The sequence below is a fragment of the Streptomyces sp. NBC_00691 genome (assembly GCF_036226665.1).
Taxonomy (GTDB): Bacteria; Actinomycetota; Actinomycetes; order Streptomycetales; family Streptomycetaceae; genus Streptomyces.
Window position 1 is genome coordinate 3970591 of the sequence record NZ_CP109007.1, and the last position, 19099, is coordinate 3989689.

Below are 19099 nucleotides of genomic sequence, written 5' to 3' on the forward strand. Positions count from 1 at the left end.
GTGATATTCAGCATCCGCTGAGTTTCGCCACCCCTAAGATCCATTCTCGTGACAGAACGTCAAAGTCCTTTATCTGCACCGGACATGACCCATTCCGCCGATGTGGTCGTCCTCGGCGCGGGCCCCGCCGGGCTGGTGCTCGCAAACATCCTCCTGCGCAGCGGTGTCGACTGCGTCGTCCTGGAGCGGGCGAGCCGCGAGCATGTGCAGCAGCGGGCGCGGGCCGGTTTCCTCGTCCCTCACACCGCCCGGCTGCTGGCGGGACACGGCCTCGACGAGGGGCTGCGCGAGCGCGGGCAGGAGCACGGCGTCTGTGAGTTCCGTACCGAGAGCGGACGGTTCCGCCTCGACTACGGCCGGCTCGGCAGGGGCGAGCCGCACACCGTCTATCCGCAGCACGACCTGGTCACCGATCTCGTCCGGCTCTTCCTGGGCGCCGGCGGCCAGATCCGCTTCGACACCGAGGCCGTCGAGGTGACGGGCCTCGACGGCTCTCGCCCCTCGGTGGCGGTACGGGAGCCGGACGGCCGTACCGCACGCTGGCGGGCTCGCTACGTCGCCGCCTGCGACGGACGGTACGGGGCGGGCCGCCGCTCACTGCCTCCCGGCGCGGTGCGGCAGCACCACCGTGACCACGGGGTCTCGTGGCTCGGGCTGCTGGCGGAGGCACCGCCGAGCCTCGACGCCGTCGGATACGCCACCCACGCCCGGGGGTTCGCGGGTCACATGGCGCGCTCGCCCGAGGTCACCCGCTACTACCTCCAGTGCGCGCGCGGCACGGTGCCGGAGGACTGGTCCGACGAGCGGGTGTGGGACGAGCTCGACCTGAGGATGCGGGCCGAGGAGTTCGGGCCGCTGCGGCGGGGGAGGATCCTGCAGCGGACGGTGGTCGACTTCGAGTCGGACGTCCTCGAACCCCTGCGCCACGGCCCCCTGTTCCTCGTCGGTGACGCCGCGAGCCTGATCAGCCCGTCCGCCGCGAAGGGGGCCAACCTGGCCGTGCTGGAGGCCGACCTCCTCGCCCGCGCCCTCACCGACGACCTGCTGCACGGGGACTCCGGGGGGCTCGACCGGTATTCCGAGCGGTGCCTCGAACACATCTGGCGGTCCCAGGAGTTCTCGCACTGGATGATCCAGCTCCTGCACCGCGTACCCGGCCCCGACGGCGGCGCCTCGCCCTTCCAGGAGGGGCTGCGGCGCGCCCGCATGGAGGCGCTGCGGACCTCCCGCGCCCACCAGGACTGGTTCGCCGAGAACTACGTCGGCGTCTGAGCGACCGTACGGCCGCACGACCGCACGACCGTGCTTCCGTCCTTCCGTCCTTCCGTCCTTCCGTCCTTCCGTCCTTCCGTGCAGCCGGATGCTCGTCCGTCCGTGCGCGGAGAGCGGTGCTCCCGGGTCGAACGGGGCCCGGCACACGGCACCGCGCTGTCCACGCCCGGCCGTGACCTGCCGACGGCGGCCGTGCCCTGACCGCCGTGCCCCGCCCCGATCGGCCCACTCGGCCCGATCCGCCTGACCGGCCCGGCCGGCAGTCCACGAGGCTCCCTCCCCTCGTCCCTCCCTCACCCCACCCCGAGCCCGGCCCGCCCCTGGGGCCGCCGCGGCTCTCCCTCCCCTGCCCGAATTCCGCCGTCCCTCCCCGAAGGAAGCCCCCGCGATGACACCCACCACCAGCCCGACCGCCACCGACGTCGAGCGGCTGCGGGCCGCCGCCCGGTTCGTACGGGAGCAGGAGACGACCGACCTGTTGGCCCGCGTCCTGCCCGGGCTCGACGGTCCCGAGCTGCGGGCGACGGCCGAGCGGTGCCGGTTCGCGCACGCCGCGCTCCTCGTCTTCCCGCCCGACGAACAAGCCCTCCGGACGGAGCTGGCGGCCGCCGGACTGACCCCGGACGGCGAGGCGCGGCCGAGCGTCGTGGTGCGGGAGCGGCTGGCGGCACGCCACGGACTGGGCGTCGAGGAACTGGACGTGCGGATCCTCCGGCCGGCGGTGTTCGGGCGGCCGGGCGGCGAACAACGTGCGGTGGAGGTGTTCGCGCTGACGGCCCCGGCGGGCTCGGCGGCGGCGACGGTCGCCGCCGAGGAACGGGCGGTGGACCGGGAGGCGCACGTGGCCTTCGACGTGGAGCGGCCCGACCCCCTGGTGCTGCGCGGGCTGCGGGCGGGCTTCCTGCGGTACGGCGCGGCGCCGGACGGGGGCGGCTACAACCCGCACGAGGACGGGACCGTCTTCTACTTCGCCGCACCCGACGAGACGAAGACGCCCTACCGGCGGGTGGAGCTGTACGCGCGCGGTGACCACCGGGACGTGCTGGCCGAGCATCTCGACGAGCGGCGGGCCGGCGCGCACCCGGCGGAGACGCTCCTCCGTCTGCTGACCGGCGCCTGGACGACGCAGGCGCTGGCCGTCTGCGCGGAGCTGCGGCTCCCGGAGGCGATGAGCCCGCGCACCGCGCGCGGGGCCGAGGCGCTGGCGCCGGTGGTGGGGGCCCGGCCGGAGAACCTGGCGACGCTGCTGCGGTACCTCGCCATGGTGGGTGTCGTGGCGGAGGAACCCGGCGCGCGGGGCACGTTCCGGCTGACGGAGGCGGGGCTGCTGCTGCGCGAGGACGCCGAGGGGTCGGTACGGGCGCTGGCGCTGATGTACGGCGGGCCGTTCTACGAGTCCTTCGGCCGGCTCGCGCACACCGTGCGGACGGGGGAGCCGGGATTCGAGGACCGGTACGGCGAGAACCACTTCGACCACTTCGCGCGCGATCCCGAGCTGGCCGCCCGGTTCGACCGGTCGATGACGGCGAGCGCCCCGATGTTCGACCCGCTGCCGCGTCACCCGGTCGTCACCGCGGCGGCCGCCGCCCCCGGCGGCCGTACCGTCGTGGACATCGCCGGAGGCACCGGGGAACTCCTCGGGCGGCTCCTCACCGCGCATCCCTCCCTGCGCGGGGTCCTTCTCGAACGCGCCCACGTGGTCGAGGCGGCGCGGTCCCGGCTCGGCGCCGTCGTGGAACGGTGCGCCTTCCGGACCGGTGACTTCGCGGACGTGCCGTCGGACGGGGACGTGTACGTGCTCTCCCGCGTCCTGCACGACTGGGACGACGAGCGGTGCCGGGCGATCCTGCGGCACTGCGCGGCCGCGATGCCGCCCGAGGCGGACCTGCTGATCGTGGAGCGTCTGCTGCCGGTGGACTCCTCGCCCTCGCTGGCGACGGCGTGGGACCTCCACATGATGTGCAACACGGGAGGCCGGGAGCGTACGGCGGCCGCGTACGCCGGGCTGCTCGCCGACGCCGGACTCACTCTCGTCGGCCGCACGCCGCTGCCCCTGGAGGCCCACGTGCTGCACGCCCGCCGGCGGTAGAGGCCCGACCGGCGGGGCCTCAGGGGGAGGCGTCGGCGGCGGTCACCGGCAGGGTCACCGTCACCACCAGGCCGCCGCCCTCCCCCGCGGTCCGGGCCACGGCGCCCGCCCGTCCTCCGTGGGCCTCCGCGATCGACCGCACGATGGACAGGCCGAGGCCCGCGCCCGGCCCCATGCGGTCCCGCCCCTCGCCGCGCCGGAAGGGTTCGAAGAGCCCGGCCACCTCGTCGGGCGGGACGACGGGGCCCGTGTTGGTCACCGTCAGGACGCCGCCCCCGGCCCGTACGTCCACCGTCCCGTCCGGCACGTTGTAGGCGACCGCGTTCGCGACGAGATTCCGGACGAGCTGCCCGAGCAGCACCCGGCTGCCCCGTACGACACCGCCGTCGGCCGCCACGTGCGCGTCCGCCCACTCCTCCTCGACGAGCTCGCCGAGCCGCACGTCCTCGCGTTCGGCGAGCCCCCGCTCGCTGCGGGCGAGCAGGAGCAGACCGTCGATGAGGCGTTCGCTGCGCCGGTTGCTGTCGAGGAGGACCTGTCGCACGTCGCAGCTGTCGTCCAGGCCCACCTGGATCGCGGCACGCTGAGTGGCGAGCGGGGTGCGCAGCTCGTGGGAGGCGTTGGCGATGAACCGGCGCTGGCTGTCGAAGGCGGTCTCCAGGCGGCCGAGCAGCGCGTCGATCGTGTCCCCGAGTTCCTTGAGCTCGTCGTCGGGTCCGGTGACGCCGATGCGGTCGTGCAGAGTGCGTTCGGAGAGGCGCCCGGCGCGGGCGGTCATCTCGTGCACGGGCCGGAGCACCCGACCGGCGGTCCACCACCCGACGACGACGGCGCAGCAGGCCATGACGAGCAGGGCGAGGCTCGACCACATGAGCATCTGCTCGCCGGCGGCGCGGCTGATGTCGTCCCCCAGCTCGTACGCCTCGACGACGGCGACACCGTTCGCCGGCGCCCCGGTCCCGGTCACGGCCCCGTTGGCGCGCGCCACGATCGCGTCGGTCTCGTCGCCGGTCCCGGCGAGGACGAGCAGGTTCACGACGAGCAGCAGCACCGTCCCCAGGACCAGGAAGGCGCCCCCGTACACGAGCGCGATCCGCGTCCGGATGGTGGAGCCGGACCCCAGGTATCCGGCGTCCCCGCCCGGCCTCACAGCTGGTACCCCACGCCCTGCACCGTCCTGATCAGCGCGGGCTCGCCCAGCTTCGCGCGCAGCTTGCTCATGCAGACGCGTACGGCGCCGGTGAACGGATCGGCGTGGGCGTCCCAGGCGCGGTCGAGGAGCTCCTCGGCGGAGACGGCCGCCCCGTCACCCTCCAGAAGGATCTGGAGGACGGAGAACTCCTTGGGGGAGAGGTCGAGGTCCCGCCCGTCGCGGGTGGCGGTCCGCCGGACGGTGTCCACGCGGAGCCCGTGCCGCTCCAGGAGCGGCGGCAGGGGCGCGCGGGCGGAGCGGCGCCGCAGGGCGCGCACCCGGGAGACCAGCTCGGGGAACTCGAAGGGCTTGCCGAGGTAGTCGTCGGCGCCCAGGTCGAGGCCGGTGACGCGGTCCTCGGTGGCGGTGGCGGCGGTCAGCATGAGGATGCGGGTGGGTGAGCCCTCGGCGACGAGGCGGCGGGCGACGTCGTCGCCGTGGACACGTGGCAGGTCGCGGTCGAGGACGAGGACGTCGTACGGGTGGAGCCCGAGGTGGTCGAGGGCGGCGTCGCCGCTGTGGACGGTGTCGACGGCGAAGCCCGCTCGCCGCAGTCCGGTGGCGACGAGCGCGGCGAGGTCCCGCTCGTCCTCGGCTACCAGTACACGCATGCCCCCATCCTCCTCGTCCCCGGTCCGCCGCCCGCCCCGGGGTTTATCGATGTGAGTGGATCTTCGTACGACCGTTAGGATTTCGACCATGGCGGCCACTGGATCCGAGAAGTCAGGGGGCGAGGACGTGAAGAGCTTCTACGTCACGACCCCCATTTACTACGTCAACGACGCTCCTCACCTGGGCCACGCCTATACGACCGTCGCAGGCGACGTGCTCACGCGCTGGCACCGTCAGCGCGGCGAGAAGGTGTGGTACCTCACCGGCACGGACGAGCACGGTCAGAAGATCATGCGCACGGCCGAGGCGAACGACGTCACGCCCCAGGCCTGGTGCGACAAGCTCGTCGAGGAGGCCTGGAAGCCCCTCTGGGAGCACCTGAACATCGCGAACGACGACTTCATCCGCACCACGCAGAAGCGTCACACCGACCGCGTCCAGGAGTTCGTGCAGGACCTGTACGACAAGGACGAGATCTACAAGGGCGGCTACGAGGGCCCGTACTGCGTGGGCTGCGAGGAGTACAAGCTCCCCGGCGACCTCATCGAGGCCGAGGACGGCACCAAGCTGTGCGCCGTCCACAAGAAGCCGGTGGAGATCCTCAAGGAGGAGAACTACTTCTTCAAGCTGAGCGAGTACGGCCCGAAGCTCCTGGAGTTCTACGAGGCCAACCCGGGCTTCATCCAGCCGGAGTCGGCCCGCAACGAGGTCGTGAACTTCGTCAAGCAGGGCCTGGAGGACCTCTCCATCTCGCGTTCGACCTTCGACTGGGGCGTCCCGGTGCCGTGGGACGAGAAGCACGTCATCTACGTGTGGATCGACGCGCTGCTCAACTACGCGACGGCCGTCGGCTACAACGAGAACCCGGCGAAGTTCGACGAGACCTTCCCTGCGAACGTCCACCTCATCGGCAAGGACATCCTGCGCTTCCACGCGGTGATCTGGCCGGCGATGCTGATGGCGCAGGGCCTGCCGGTCCCGGGCCGGGTGGCGGCCAACGGCTGGCTGATGGTCGGCGGCGAGAAGATGTCGAAGTCGAACCTGACCGGCATCAAGCCGCAGGACCTGACCTCGCACTTCGGCGTGGACGCGTACCGCTGGTACTTCCTGCGCGCGATCGCGTTCGGCCAGGACGGTTCGTTCTCGTGGGAGGACTTCTCCGCCCGCTACACGTCCGAGCTGGCCAACGACTACGGCAACCTCGCGTCCCGCGTCGCGGCCATGGTCGGCAAGTACTTCGACGGTGCGCTGCCGGCCTCGACGGCCGACGGCGACGCGGAGAAGGCGATCCACGAGGGTCTGGCCAAGGCCGTCGCGACGGCCGACGCGAAGATCGGCGAGGAGCTGGACTTCCAGGGCGGCATCCTGGCGATCTTCGACTTCGTGAAGCAGGTCAACGGCTACATCACGGAGCAGGAGCCGTGGAAGGTCGCGAAGGACGAGTCGGAGGAGGGCCGGGCCCGCCTGGCGACCATCCTCTACACGGCCGCTGAGTCGCTCCGCGCCGTCGCCGTCCTGCTGAACCCGATCATGCCGGAGACCTCGCAGGCGCTGTGGGAGTCGCTGGGCGCCGAGGTGTCCCTGGGCGCCCTGGCCACCCAGCCGGTCCAGTCCTCCGGCACATGGGGACAGCTCCCCGCGGGCTCGACGGTGACGAAGGGCGCGGTGCTGTTCCCGCGCCTGGAGGAGAAGAAGGACTGACGTCCTCTGCCGCACGGCGAAAGGCCGCCACCCCTCTGCGGGGTGGCGGCCTTTCCCTTGCGGCGGGTCACCAGGTCAGCGCGAGGGCGGCGACGGCGGGGGCCATGTAGACGAGCGGGAAGGGGGCGTGGCCGTAGGCGCGGGCCCGCAGCACGGTGATCACCGCGCCGGTGAAGTACAGGATCAGTCCGATCGCGGCGAGGGTCCCGATCACCGGGACCCAGAATCCGACGACGAGCCCGACGGCCCCGGCCGCCTTGGCCGCCCCCAGCCAGTTCCACCACGAGCGCGGGACCCCGTACTCGGCGAGGGGCTCGACGACGAACTTCGCCCGGAAGAAGATCGAGGCCCCGGAGAACCCGGCCATGAACGCGGCGACGGCGGTGACGACGACGGCGGTGGTGGTGGACATCTCGGTGAACATCTCGGGCTCCTCGTCCGGTGGATGTCCGCCTCGGCCGAGCCGGACACAGCACTGACGGAGCCCGGAACGGATGTGTGACAGCCCCGGCGAGATCTCTCAGGACGATTTCCCCGGTGTTCGGGGTCACCGCAGCGCGTCGGCTCGGGCGCGGGCTCGTTCGATGTCGGGGACGTGGCTCTCGGCCCATTCCCTGACGGCACGCAGGGGGATGAGCAGTGACCGTCCGAGGTCGGTGAGGGCGTACTCGACATGAGGGGGACGCGCCTGAATCTCCGTGCGGATGATCAGACCGTCGTACTCCATCGCGCGAAGGGTCTCGGTGAGCGCCTTCGGTGTGATCCCCCGGATGTGCGCCTTGAGTTCGGTGAACCGCATCGGACCACTGTCCAGCGCGTTGACGGTGAACACCGTCCAGCGCGCCCCGATCCGGTGCAGAACGGTGCGACTGGGGCAGGTCGCGGCCATGACGTTGTAGGCGTTACCCATGCACGACTCCCGGTAGCGTTGTAGATACCGGTATAGAATCTATACCGTCCGGGTGATGACCCTTCCCGATCGCACGATCCGCCCCTCGACAGCTCGGCACGGCCGCTTCGTCGCGGCGATCGTCATCGACTCGATCGGCACCGGCGCCTTCGTCCCCGTTTCGATGCTGTTCTTCCTGGCCACGACGTCGCTGACGCTGGTGCAGGTGGGCGTGGCACTCACGACGGCCGGGCTGCTGGCGCTCCCGGCGGGCCCCCTGATCGGGGGACTGGCCGACATGTACGGCGCCAAGCCGCTCCTGCAGGCCGCGAACCTGGCCCAGGCACTCGGCTTCGCCGGGTATCTCGTCGCGGGCCAGACATGGCAGATCGTCGTCTGCGCCTGGTTGAGCAGTGCCGGGCGGGCGGTCTCCTCCAGCTGCTACGGCGTGACCGTCACGGCGCTGGCCGCGCCCGGTCGACGCGAGCGCTGGTTCGGTCTTCTGGGTTCCGTCCGCAACCTCGGCTACGCACTCGGCGGGCTGCTCTCCGCCGTCGCGGTCGGTTTCGGCACCCACGGCGTCTGGGCCACGATCGTGGTGGTCAACGCCTTGTCCTATGTCACCGCCTTCGTTCTGATGCGGGCCGTGCCGAACATCCGCCCCGCGGCGGGCCAGGACGCTGCCGGTGGCTGGGGGCGCGTGCTCCGGGACCGGCGGTACCTGTCGCTGGTCGCGCATCAACTGTGCTTCGCGATCTCCCTGTTCGCCCTCAACATCGCGATACCCGTCTACGCCGTGGACGTGCTGGGACTCCCTGGCTGGACCGCCGGCGCGGTCTTCACGCTCAACACCCTGATGGTCGGCTTCGGCCAAGGCGTCGTCGTCCGGTGGCTCGGAGGGCGAACCCGCAGCCGCGTCCTCGTCGCCGGACACGCCTGCTTCGCGGCCGGCTACCTCCTGTTCCTCGCCGCCGACCGCGTGGTCGCGCTCGCCCTCGCGGTCGGCGTCGTCCTGCTCGGTGCGGTCGGCTACACCTTCGGCGAAGTCCTCTGCGGCCCCATCACCGCCACTGTCGCCGCGGAGAGCGCCCCGGACGCCCTCCGCGGCCGGTACCTGGCCCTCAACCAGCTCGCCGTGACCGTCGCGGGAGCGGTCGCTCCGGCCGCCCTCTCCGGGTTGCTGTCCGGCGGGGCAACCACGATCTGGCTGACCCTTGTCGGCGTCAGCGTCCTCGGAGCCGCACTCGCCACGCTGATCGGCAGAGTGCTGCCGGCGGCGCGGAGCGGCATCGGCGGTGTCTAGTGCCGCGCCCGCACGGGTTCGCCGGGCCCACGGTCGGCCCAGGCCGCGTCGTACGGCTCGGCGGGCTGTGGGTTCCCGGGTACGGGTACGTCAGTTGCCGGCCGCGTACGAGACGAAGCCCGCCCAGGCGCCCGGCGTCAGCGCGAGCTGGGGACCGCCGAGGTTCTTGGAGTCACGGACGTGGACGGTGGCGGGGGTGGGGGCGATCTCGATGCAGGAGTCACCCTCGTTGCCGTCGCTGTAGCTGCTCTTGAACCACGCCAGTTCGGAGGCGTCCCCGGTAGAGGACTTGCGGATCATGTCTCTCCCAGCAGTTTTTCAATGAAAGCGAGCGACTCCCGGGGCGGGAGAGCCTGAGCCCGGATGGTGCCATACCGGAGCTCAAGGATGCGTACCTGCCTCGGATCCATGACAGGTCGACCGTTGAATGCCCCGTCGGAGCGACCCGTCGCAGTACCGTCCACGAACTTCAGCAGTTCGATCTTGCCGTCCAGACCGGGATGGACCTCCACATGCGTCGGCATCACCTGGAGAGTGACGTTGCGCAACCGGCCCACCTCCAGAAGGCGTTCGAGCTGCCCTCGCCATACCAGTGTGCCTCCGAGCGGCCGTCGCAGCAGCGCCTCTTCCAGCACGAATCCAAGTGAAGGTGCCGGATCCCGCTCAAATACGGACTGCCGAGCCACCCGAGCCACAACAAGTCGCTCCACCTCGCCCTGCGAGTAGGGAGGCTGCCGTGACTCGAACACGGCCCGAGCATGGTCCGGCGTCTGCAACAACCCACTGATGCTGTTGCAGACGTAGACACCGATCTCTACGGCTCTCCCCTCTACCCCGGCCAGATCCCGCACCTTCTTCGGGTAGCGGACCTTCGCCACGTCCTCCTTCATGGCCGAGAGCAACCCACCCGCGCCCAGCACCTCGTCCGCCCTGTCCAGGAACTCCGGGCGGGGGATCCGCTTGCCGCTCTCGATCTTGTAGATGAGGTCCTCGCCGTACCCCGTGGCGGTCCCCAGCTCGGCGGCCCGCATCCCCACCGCCTCCCTTCGGATCCTCAACTGCCGCCCCACCGTGGCGACCACGGCCACGCCCCAGTCATCGTCGGGATCGACCTCCCATCCCGGCTCGTCCGCTTCGGTCTTGAGCCGCTGCGCCCCACCGTCCACCGACATACCGCGCCCTTCCCTCGCCCCGCCTCATGGTGCGACGCCCCTACCCGCCACGGGGGTCCGGACAGCCCGGACAGCGGTGGACAAGCTCCGGACAGTCACCCTACGTATCGAGCCCGTCACTGTTCACGGTAGTCGGCGGCGGCCACGCTCGGTGACGTGAACCAGAAGAACACCACCCAAGTACCCGTATCAGTCGGCGACTTCGGAGTACTCCTGTCGCCCACGCCCCGAGGGGCCCGGCTCGCCCGGCTGCTCGCCGTCCAATGGATGCGGGATCACGAGGTGCCGTACGGCGTGACGGAGACGGTCACCCAGCTCGTCGCCGAACTCGCCGCGAACGCCGCGACGCACGGCCGGGTCGCGGGCCGGAGCTTCCGGCTCGCGCTCCTGTCACGGCCGGACATCCTCCGCGTCGAGGTGACGGACACCCGGGGTGAGCGGCTTCCCCGGACCCAACCGGCCTGCTCCGATGGCGACTCGGGGCGGGGGCTGATCCTGGTGGCGGCGCTGGCCGACCGCTGGGGCGTGGAGCGCGGCCCCGTGCCCCGGAAGACCGTATGGGCCGAGGTGGATCTGCCACACCTCTGACCTGCGGAGATACGAGAGTCACCGGGCCCCGGGAACGCGGACTTCGGTGAGGCGGGCGGTCTCCTCAAGGACGACCACCGTGAGAAACAAACCGAACCAGACCCCACCCCTCCGCCCCGCCGAGGCTGCACTCACTCGCTTGAGTGAATATGCCCAAACCGGCTGGCCAAAGGGCGGGTTGGTTGATCTACGCTCAGCGCGACACACCCCACCACTGCTGACATGCGTCGGCCCCCGCCGGGAGTGCGAATCCCGGGGCGGGGGCCTGACCACCGAGGAAGTAAAGGGCTTCCCGATGGGTACTAAGAACACTAGCGTGCGCCCGCCCGCCGAGTCCCGTAACGACGGGAAAAGTCACTCGTCTCAGTGCGGCGGCGTCACCCACGACAACGTCCGTCACACCACCCGCTTCACCGTGGTCGGGAACCATCTCGCCCAGCACACCGAACTGTCGCTGCTGGCGATCGGGCTGGCCGTCCACATCCAGTCGCTTCCCAGCGGCGCCAGGGTCGACATCAACAGCCTCGCCGCCCGCTTCCCCGAGGGGAAGACCCGGATCGCCGGCGCCCTGCGCGAGCTGGAGACCCACGGCTACCTGCGGCGCACGCGCTTACGGACCCAGCAGGGCCGCATGGTCACCCGCACGGTCTCCTGCAACCAGCCGGGCCGGACGGGCGGCGAGGACGGACCGAGCCCCCCGCCCCCGCCCCGGCCCCGGCGGACCGCCGAGAAACCAGCGCGCCGCCGCGTCCTGCCCGCCGTGCCGGAGCCCGTGTACCCGACGCCGGACCTCCTGCAGACCGCCCTCGGCGTGCTTTCCGGCCTCCGCCGCACGGACCCGCGGCTCCTGATCCCCGCCACGGACGCCGAGCACCTCGTCCCGGGCGTCGCCGCCTGGCTCGAACGCGACCTCACCCCCGAGGACGTGCACCGCGCTCTGACCACCGCCCTGCCACCGGAGCCCCTGCACCGGCCGGCGGCCCTGCTGGCCCACCGCCTCACGGCCCAACTCCCGCCCCTGCCACCCTTCCGCGCGGAGAGACCGTCGGCGAGACACCCCCTCCAGAACTGCGACACCTGCGACCGCGCCTACCGCGCCCCCGAACCAGGCACCTGCGGCAGCTGCGGCAGCTGCCGCAGCTGACCAGCCGCCGGCCTCACTCCTAGGAACCCCGTGGTCAACCCACCGCATGAAGCGATGCACCACATCTTCCGGCACGACCTCCACCTTTCAGCCGCCGCGCCACGGCGGAATGGGCCACCCAGCCGGCCGCCAGCGGACCGGCTCACATGCCGACCCTCAGCATCCGGCCCATCGTCGTGGGTCCGCACGACATGCCCGTCATCACCGATCCGGTCAGGGCGGGCGAGGACCTCGCGCTGGCCACCCTTTCGGCCATCACGCACGCGGGCGATCCGGACATCGGTGCCAGACTGAAAGCACTGTCCCCCGCTCTGCGGGACGTGCCCGAGAGCGTCGCCGACCCGATCATCGAATTCACCGCACAGGGGCTGAGCAAGCGCCCGGTCCAAGACCTCTGGAGGACGCTGGTGGCCGTGGACCTCTCCTTCTACACGTCGTACCTCTCGGAGGAGATCCGAGACGAGGGCCGGACTGCGGGCCGTGCGGAGGGCCGTGCCCAGGCGAGCGCCGACGCCATACTGCTGGTCCTGGAGCAGCGCGGCATCGCCGTCCCTGACGACGTCCGCGACCGCGTCACCGGCTGCGACGCCCCCGAGACGCTGCGCGCCTGGCTGATGCGCGCCGTCACGGCGGACTCGGCCGAGGAGATCTTCGCGGACGAGTAGACCGCCGACCGCACGGGAGGGGCCTGGGGACGACGTCGTCCCCAGGCCCCTTTCCCGCTTCCTGGAGCTGCCACCAGGCACATACGGATCCGCTTCGGACAGGCCGAATCGAACACAAGCTCGTTGCTCGTGTGAACGGCCACATGGCAGCATGCGTGGGTGAATGACATCGGGGGCAACGGACCGAAGTCCCATCAGGTTTCAAGGCTGTCGGAGTTGGCGGACACCCACGTCGACGTGGCACGTCCGGACGTGGAGACAACCCCGGGAGACCCTGCCGCACCGACCGTGTCGCAGGCGGAGCAGGCCGACGGCATCGCCGAGGCGCGGCGCCGGTTTGCGCGGTTGCTCGGCGAATTCCGGCGCACGGCCGTGCTGGTGCCGTTCGACGACCAGGACAGTCTGTGGACGGCGGACTTCAACGGCGTGCGGTGGATCTGCGCGTTCTCGGACGAGGAAGCGCTGGCGCGGTTCGCGGACGCGCGCGGGGAGTCGGCCCGGGAGTGGACGTACCGCACGATCCTGGGCGCGCGACTCCTCGACGTGATGGTGCCGATGCTGCCCGGTCCGGGCGGCGTCGCGCTGGACGCCGGCAGCACGGACGGAATGCTCTTCCCGCCGGTGGCGGGCATCGTCCCGGACGAGGTGGCGGTGGGCCTGGAGGACACGGTGGATCTCGGGGGAACGGGGACGCGATGAGTGGGAACACGCCCGACCTGGCGGCGCCGGCGGCGGCGCTGACGGAGATAGCGAAGGGCATCGACCTGGCGCACGCCGAGCTGAAAGAACTCGGCATGGTCGGCGAGGCGTCGGCGGGCCGCGGCTTCTCCGATCTGGCTCTCTCGGGGCTGGAGTTGGGGCACGGCGGCCTGACGTCGCAGTTCGAGACGTTCTGCGACCGCTGGGAGTGGGGCATACGCGCCCTCACCCAGCGAGGAAACGGCTTCGCGCAGGCGGTCGGCCTGTCGGCGGGCTCGTTCGCGGAGCAGGAGCGGTACATCAAGGACTCGATCAAGATCGGTGTGAACTCCCTCAACGGGAACCCGCACCTCTCCGAGGACGAGGTCAAGCAGAAGAGCTGGGACACCCTCCGTGACCAGCAGATGTGGGACGGCGCGGACTGGAGCGGGGAGTCGTTCAGTACGGCTCATGACGAGGTCGAGCAGACCTGGAAGAACACCGCGTACGACGTCGAGGACTCGATGCTCGACGGCCTGGAGCGCTCAGGTGCGATCGACCCGACGACGCGGGACGGAGCGGACCAGCGGCTCAAGGACCTGCTCGATCCGGACCAGGCGACCGTCGACCAGGCCGAGCAGCCGCGCTGGGGGGAGAACCGCTGATGGTGGACTGGGGAGGCCTGTTCGACAAGGGCGTCGACAAGATCGGTGACGGCGTCGACAAGGGCAAGGAGCTGCTCGGCGAGGGCATCGACCACGCCACCGACAAGATCGGCCAGGGCCTGGAGAAGATCGGTGCGCATGAGATCGCTGACAAGGTCGAGGACTGGGGCGACGGGACGGCGTCCGCGCTCGGCGCGCAGGTCGGGGAGCAGCAGCTCGGGCAGACCGAGGAAGCGGACGAGCTGATCCACGGGAAGCCGGAGAAGATCGCCGAGGCGGTGAAGAACCTCCGGGACTTCCAGAAGGCGTTCGACCTGGTCGGCAGCGGCATGCGGAAGCTGGACTCCGGTCACTGGAAGGGCGAGGCGGCCGACGCGTTCCGGGAGAAGTTCTCGACCCTGCCGACGGACTGGCTGCACGCGGCGGACGCGATGGAGAACGCGGCCAAGGCGCTGGAGACGTACTCCAAGGCCGTCGTGAGCGCGCAGGGCAAGGCGCGCGAGGCGATAGCCCTCTACAAGGAGGGCGACGGGGACTCCAAGACGGCGGTCGACACGTACAACAAGAAGGTCGACGCCTACAACGCGGCCCGCACCGGGGACAATCCGCTGCCGGACCCGGGCGCCTTCTCGGACCCGGGGAAGGCCAAGCGGCAGCGGGCCAAGGAGATCCTGAACGACGCGCGCACGGCCCGCAACGAGGCGGGCGACACCGCGAAGGCGGCCGTCAGTGCCGCCCTCGCGCACGCGCCGAAGGAGCCCACGGGCCGCGAGCGGGCCAAGCTGGAGCTGATGGACTACGGCCTGGGGCAGGGCATCGAACTGGCCCATTTCGGCGGCGGAGTCGTCAAGGGCACGGCCGGCCTCCTCAACTTCGTCCGCTCGGTCAACCCGGTGGACCCGTACAACCTGACCCACCCGGCGGAGTACTACAAGGGCGTCAACATGACGCTCGCCGGCCTGGTGTCCACGGCGGCCAACCCGGACCGGGCGCTCAAGAACGCCTGGGAGGCGGCGAAGGGCGACCCGTCGGAGTTCTTCGGCCGGCTGGTTCCGGAGATGCTGGGAACGAAGGGCGCGGGCGTGATCCGCGGAGGACTGCGCGCCGGCTTGAAGGACGCGACCAAGCACCTGCCGGACGAGAGGAAGCCGGGCGGCAGCCGCGGGGACCAGGAGAAGGACCCGCCGACCGCCTGCAAGCAGGGCAAGGAGACACGATGCGAGAAGGACCCCGTCGACATCGCCTCGGGCCGGGTCCTGCTGCCGCAGAGCGACATCGTCCTGCCCGGCTCGCTTCCCGTCGTCTTCCGGCGGACCTTCGACTCCTCGCGCCGCTCGGGCCGCTGGTTCGGCCCGACGTGGTCGTCGTCGGTGGACCAGCGTCTTGAGATCGACTCGGAGGGCGTGGTCTTCAACTGCGACGAGGGCAGCCTGCTCGCGTACCCGCACCCGGCACCCGGCGTCCCGGTCATGCCCACGCACGGCAGACAGTGGCCGCTGGACCGGGTCGAGGACGGCTACACGATCACCGACCCCGACACCGGAACGGTCCGGCACTTCGTCGACCACACCGACGAACTCGCGCTCCTGGCCCAGATCGACGACCGCAACGGCCGCTGGATCGCCTTCGAGCACGACGAGACGGGCGCCCCGACGGCGATCGTCCACCACGGCGGCTACCACCTCAAGCTCACGACGAGCGAGGGCCGGGTGACGGCGCTCCACCTCGCCGACGCGGCGGCGGACGGCTCCGACCAGGAGATCCTGCGCTACGGCTACACGGACGGCCACCTGACCGAAGTCACCAACTCCTCGGGCGTGCCCCTTCGCTTCGGCTGCGACGAGCACGGCCGCATCACCTCGTGGACCGACACCAACGGCAGCCACTTCGACTACGTCTACGACGACCAGGACCGCTGCACCTACCAGTCGGGCACGAACGGACACCTCGAAACCAGCTTCACCTGGGACGACGTCGATCCGTCGACGGGTCTCCGCATGACATCCCTCACCGACGGACTGGGCCACACCAAGCGGCACGTGATCAACGACCTCTCCCAGGTCGTCGCCGAGATCGACGAGCTGGGCGCGGTCACCCGCTTCGTGTACGACCGCCGCAACCGGCTCCTGTCCCGGACGGACCCGCTGGGTCACGTCAGCTCCTTCACCTACGACGAGCAGGGCCGGCTGACCCTCCTGGAGCGTCCGGACGGCCGGCAGGCGCGGACCGAGTACGACGCCGCCGGATTCCCGATACGCATCACCGGGACCGACGGCAACGTCACGCGGCAGACCTTCGACGAACGCGGCAACCGCACGTCGGTGACAGACCCTTCAGGCGCGACGACGGAGTTCGCGTACGACGGGGCGGGCTCACGTCAGTTACGGACCCGTTCGGTGAAACCACGCGGGTGGTCCTGGACAGCCGGGGGCTGCCGGCTGAGATCACCGGTCCGCTGGGAGCCACGACCCGCTACGAACACGACAGCTTCGGCCGTACCGTTCAGGTCACCGACCCTCTGGGCGGCGAAATTCAGCTGGCGTGGACGATCGAAGGTCAACCGGCACGCCGGACAGCCCCCGACGGCACGGAGGAATCCTGGACGTACGACGGCGAGGGCAACTGCCTCAGTCATACGGACGGGATGGGCGGAACGACCAGCTTCACGTACACCGACTTTGACCTGCTGACCTCCCGAACGGGCCCGGACGGTGTCCGCTACCAGTTCTCGCACGACGCAAACCTACGGCTAACGAGGGTGACCAACCCACACGGCTTGACGTGGGAGTACACCTACGACCCCACGGGGAGGCTGCTCGCCGAGACGGACTTCGACGACCGGACACTGAGATACGACCACGACGCAGCCGGCCGTCTGGTATCCCGAGTGAACGGCATGGGCCAGACCGTCAGGTTCGTCCGTGACAATCTCGGCCGGATCGTCGGCAAGGACGCGGAAGGCGTCGTGAGTACATATGAGTTCGACGTATTCGATCAGCTGACGACGGCGATCGGTCCTGACGCGACACTCCAACGCCTCCGGGACCGCTACGGCCGCCTTGTCTCTGAGACCGTGAACGGCCGTACTGTCTCTTTCACTCACGATGTGGCGGGACGGCGCACTGGCCGGACGACACCAAGCGGATCGACGAGCACCTGGGCCTACGATGCTGCCGGCCTACGAACTGAACTGACCACCTCAGGTCGCATCCTGACTTTCACTCATGATGCTCAGGGTCGCGAAACCAACCGCAGAATAGGTGACTTCGCTGCCCTCGCATCGTCATTCGACTCAATGGGTCGCCTCATCGGGCAGGAGGTCACCCGTGGTTCGGGTCACCGTGTCCAGAATCGCACCTACACCTACCGCTCGGACGGGGGCCTCACCGGCATCACGGACGAGTTCTGGGGTGCTGTCCGCTTCGAACTAGACACTGCAGGTCGAGTCACGTCGGTCCAGGCGAAAGGCTGGACAGAACGCTACGCATACGACGACGCCGGCAACCAGATAGAGGCCTCTTGGCCGGACACCCACCCATCCCATTCCACAACGGGCACACGCGCCTACCAGGGCACCAGAATCACTCGTGCGGGGCATGTCAGCTACGTACATGACGCCCAGGGGCGGGTCGTCCTGAGGCAAAAGACCCGCCTGTCCCGTAAACCGGATACGTGGCGCTACGAGTGGGATGCAGAGGACCGCCTCACTGTGGTGACGACACCCGACGGCACTGCGTGGCGATACACGTACGACCCTCTTGGCCGCCGTATATCCAAGCAGTCCCCCTCCGAGTCGGTCCACTTCACGTGGGATGGCACGACACTCTGCGAACAGACGTCCGCGAACGTCGTCCTGACCTGGGACTACGCGGGCCCGCGCCCCCTGACCCAGAAGGAACGACGCACGGACACAGACGACGAACGCTTCTTCGCCATCGTCACCGACCTGATCGGGACCCCCACGGAACTTCTCGATGAATCAGGTGAGTTGGCCTGGCGCACTCGGACGTCACTTTGGGGCACAACGACGTGGAACCGTGACGCTACGACATACACACCGCTTCGCTTCCCCGGTCAGTATTTCGACCCCGAATCGGGCCTCCACTACAACCACTTCCGCTACTACGACCCCGGATCGGCCCGATACCTCAGCCGGGACCCTTTGGGCCTTGGCCCGGACCCAAACCCGGTGTCGTACGTACACAACCCACATACGTGGGGTGATCCGCTGGGGCTCAGCCCCTGCGAGGATTTCGCTCCGGGGACAACTCTGGGAGACGTCAGCAGGATTCATGGATGGGTTCCCGACTCCATCCCGAAGGAGGCAATGGAAGTCCTCCAGGACCTCCGAAAGTACAATTTTGGCTGGTGGGGTGGCCCAGGTTTCTACGGCCCCAAGTGGTGGACTGAGCCATTTTCCAACGACGGGAGGAACAACGCGTACCAACTGCCCACGCACGAACCTTCAGGAAAGCCGATCAAGTACCAGGAATACGGCACCTACCCGTCACCCGATAATCCAGAACCAGGCGGAGAGCGTTGGGTGTTCGGCACCGATGGATCTTCGTACTACACTCCGACGCACTATCAGACCTACATCGTCGGAGACACTCCCAGATGGGCGGAACAATGAAAGAAGACGCGCATTCAATTCACCTCGCCCCCTGGCTGCACATTGTCTCAACGAACGGCGGAGTACCCCTCGATGAGCTACTGCCGGGGTCGGGCAGTGTATACGTCGCCCGCTTGGACGGTCGAAAAATGTCCGACGATGTCTCGACTTGGCAGCAGTTCGATGAGGCACTGAAGTTCCCGTCCTACTTCGGCTGGAACTGGAACGCTTTCAACGACTGTCTTCGCGACCTTCAGTGGCTGGCATCCGATCATCACGTACTGATCATCGAGTCCGCAGAGCAAGCACTTTCCGAAGATCAAGAAGGCCACAGTCAACTACTTAAGAACCTGTGGCAGGCGGGTCGAGGATGGTCCTATGTGAAACGCCCCGAGGGCGTGACACTCAGCAGGCTTTCTATCATCCTGTCGTGTGACGAAGAATCCGTGTACGGCCTTGCAGGAGCATTTCAGGAGCTTCAAGAACGGTCCGCCCTCTGAGGCGATGAGCAAGGGCC

15 protein-coding genes and 2 pseudogenes are annotated in these 19099 nt (G+C 69.6%); 11 read left to right on the top strand and 6 right to left on the bottom strand.

What is annotated here, in order from left to right:
* Positions 1 to 84 precede the first annotated feature (84 nt).
* Both OG392_RS17855 and OG392_RS17860 read left to right on the top strand, forming a co-directional pair.
* Positions 85 to 1272: a 4-hydroxybenzoate 3-monooxygenase gene (locus OG392_RS17855; protein ID WP_329280535.1), complete on the top strand. Its 1188-nt coding sequence runs from the start codon at positions 85 to 87 to the stop codon at positions 1270 to 1272.
* Positions 1273 to 1660: 388 nt separating this feature from the next.
* On the top strand, positions 1661 to 3361 hold the full coding sequence (locus OG392_RS17860; RefSeq protein WP_329280537.1) for a methyltransferase: 1701 nt from the start codon (positions 1661 to 1663) through the stop codon (positions 3359 to 3361).
* A 19-nt stretch (positions 3362 to 3380) separates the two neighbouring features.
* On the opposite strand, the gene OG392_RS17865 is transcribed toward OG392_RS17860, so the two are convergent.
* The gene (locus OG392_RS17865; RefSeq protein WP_329280539.1) at positions 3381 to 4511 is read right to left on the bottom strand and encodes a HAMP domain-containing sensor histidine kinase; all 1131 of its coding nucleotides are present in this window, start codon (positions 4509 to 4511) and stop codon (positions 3381 to 3383) included.
* Positions 4508 to 5164, bottom strand: a complete 657-nt coding sequence (locus OG392_RS17870; protein WP_329280542.1) for a response regulator transcription factor — start codon at positions 5162 to 5164, stop codon at positions 4508 to 4510. The genes OG392_RS17865 and OG392_RS17870 overlap by 4 nt, the downstream gene beginning before the upstream one ends.
* 88 nt (positions 5165 to 5252) lie before the next feature.
* Here OG392_RS17870 and metG point away from each other — a divergent pair, with 88 nt between their 5' ends.
* Positions 5253 to 6866, top strand: coding sequence for a methionine--tRNA ligase (gene metG / locus OG392_RS17875; protein WP_329280544.1), 1614 nt, complete (start codon positions 5253 to 5255; stop codon positions 6864 to 6866).
* Between the two features lie 67 nt (positions 6867 to 6933).
* On the opposite strand, the gene OG392_RS17880 is transcribed toward metG, so the two are convergent.
* Positions 6934 to 7290, bottom strand: a complete 357-nt coding sequence (locus tag OG392_RS17880; RefSeq protein WP_329280546.1) for a DoxX family protein — start codon at positions 7288 to 7290, stop codon at positions 6934 to 6936.
* Between the two features lie 123 nt (positions 7291 to 7413).
* Positions 7414 to 7776, bottom strand: coding sequence for a winged helix-turn-helix transcriptional regulator (locus tag OG392_RS17885; RefSeq protein ID WP_329280548.1), 363 nt, complete (start codon positions 7774 to 7776; stop codon positions 7414 to 7416).
* A 55-nt stretch (positions 7777 to 7831) separates the two neighbouring features.
* Between OG392_RS17885 and OG392_RS17890 the strand changes: the two genes are divergently transcribed.
* Positions 7832 to 9058, top strand: a complete 1227-nt coding sequence (locus tag OG392_RS17890) for an MFS transporter (RefSeq protein WP_329280551.1) — start codon at positions 7832 to 7834, stop codon at positions 9056 to 9058.
* A gap of 90 nt (positions 9059 to 9148) precedes the next feature.
* Here the strand turns inward: OG392_RS17890 and OG392_RS17895 are convergent, their stop codons facing one another.
* Together OG392_RS17895 and OG392_RS17900 are read right to left on the bottom strand one after the other, a co-directional pair.
* Complete coding sequence (locus OG392_RS17895) at positions 9149 to 9358, bottom strand: DUF397 domain-containing protein (RefSeq protein ID WP_329280553.1); 210 nt, start codon at positions 9356 to 9358, stop codon at positions 9149 to 9151.
* Positions 9355 to 10230 (bottom strand): helix-turn-helix domain-containing protein, encoded by an 876-nt coding sequence (locus OG392_RS17900; RefSeq protein WP_329280555.1) that lies wholly within the window; start codon positions 10228 to 10230, stop codon positions 9355 to 9357. Before OG392_RS17900 ends, OG392_RS17895 begins: the two co-directional genes overlap by 4 nt.
* A 156-nt stretch (positions 10231 to 10386) precedes the next feature.
* On the opposite strand from OG392_RS17900, the gene OG392_RS17905 reads away from it, so the two are divergent.
* From OG392_RS17905 to OG392_RS17945, 7 genes and pseudogenes are all read left to right on the top strand, one after another.
* Positions 10387 to 10818: an ATP-binding protein gene (locus OG392_RS17905; protein ID WP_329280557.1), complete on the top strand. Its 432-nt coding sequence runs from the start codon at positions 10387 to 10389 to the stop codon at positions 10816 to 10818.
* A gap of 295 nt (positions 10819 to 11113) precedes the next feature.
* Positions 11114 to 11962: a helix-turn-helix domain-containing protein gene (locus OG392_RS17910; protein WP_329280560.1), complete on the top strand. Its 849-nt coding sequence runs from the start codon at positions 11114 to 11116 to the stop codon at positions 11960 to 11962.
* A gap of 95 nt (positions 11963 to 12057) precedes the next feature.
* Positions 12058 to 12627, top strand: a pseudogene (locus OG392_RS17915) (hypothetical protein); the annotation flags it as partial.
* 159 nt (positions 12628 to 12786) lie between these two features.
* Positions 12787 to 13326: an SseB family protein gene (locus tag OG392_RS17920; protein WP_443054804.1), complete on the top strand. Its 540-nt coding sequence runs from the start codon at positions 12787 to 12789 to the stop codon at positions 13324 to 13326.
* Complete coding sequence (locus OG392_RS17925) at positions 13323 to 13970, top strand: hypothetical protein (RefSeq protein ID WP_329280562.1); 648 nt, start codon at positions 13323 to 13325, stop codon at positions 13968 to 13970. Before OG392_RS17920 ends, OG392_RS17925 begins: the two co-directional genes overlap by 4 nt.
* Positions 13970 to 18603 (top strand): annotated as a pseudogene (locus OG392_RS37540) (putative T7SS-secreted protein). The gene OG392_RS17925 and the pseudogene OG392_RS37540 overlap by 1 nt, the downstream one beginning before the upstream one ends.
* Positions 18600 to 19082 carry a barstar family protein gene (locus OG392_RS17945; protein ID WP_329287342.1) on the top strand — a complete coding sequence of 161 codons (483 nt, stop codon included), beginning with the start codon at positions 18600 to 18602 and terminating at the stop codon, positions 19080 to 19082. Before OG392_RS37540 ends, OG392_RS17945 begins: the two are co-directional and overlap by 4 nt.
* The last annotated feature ends 17 nt before the right edge of the window (positions 19083 to 19099 follow it).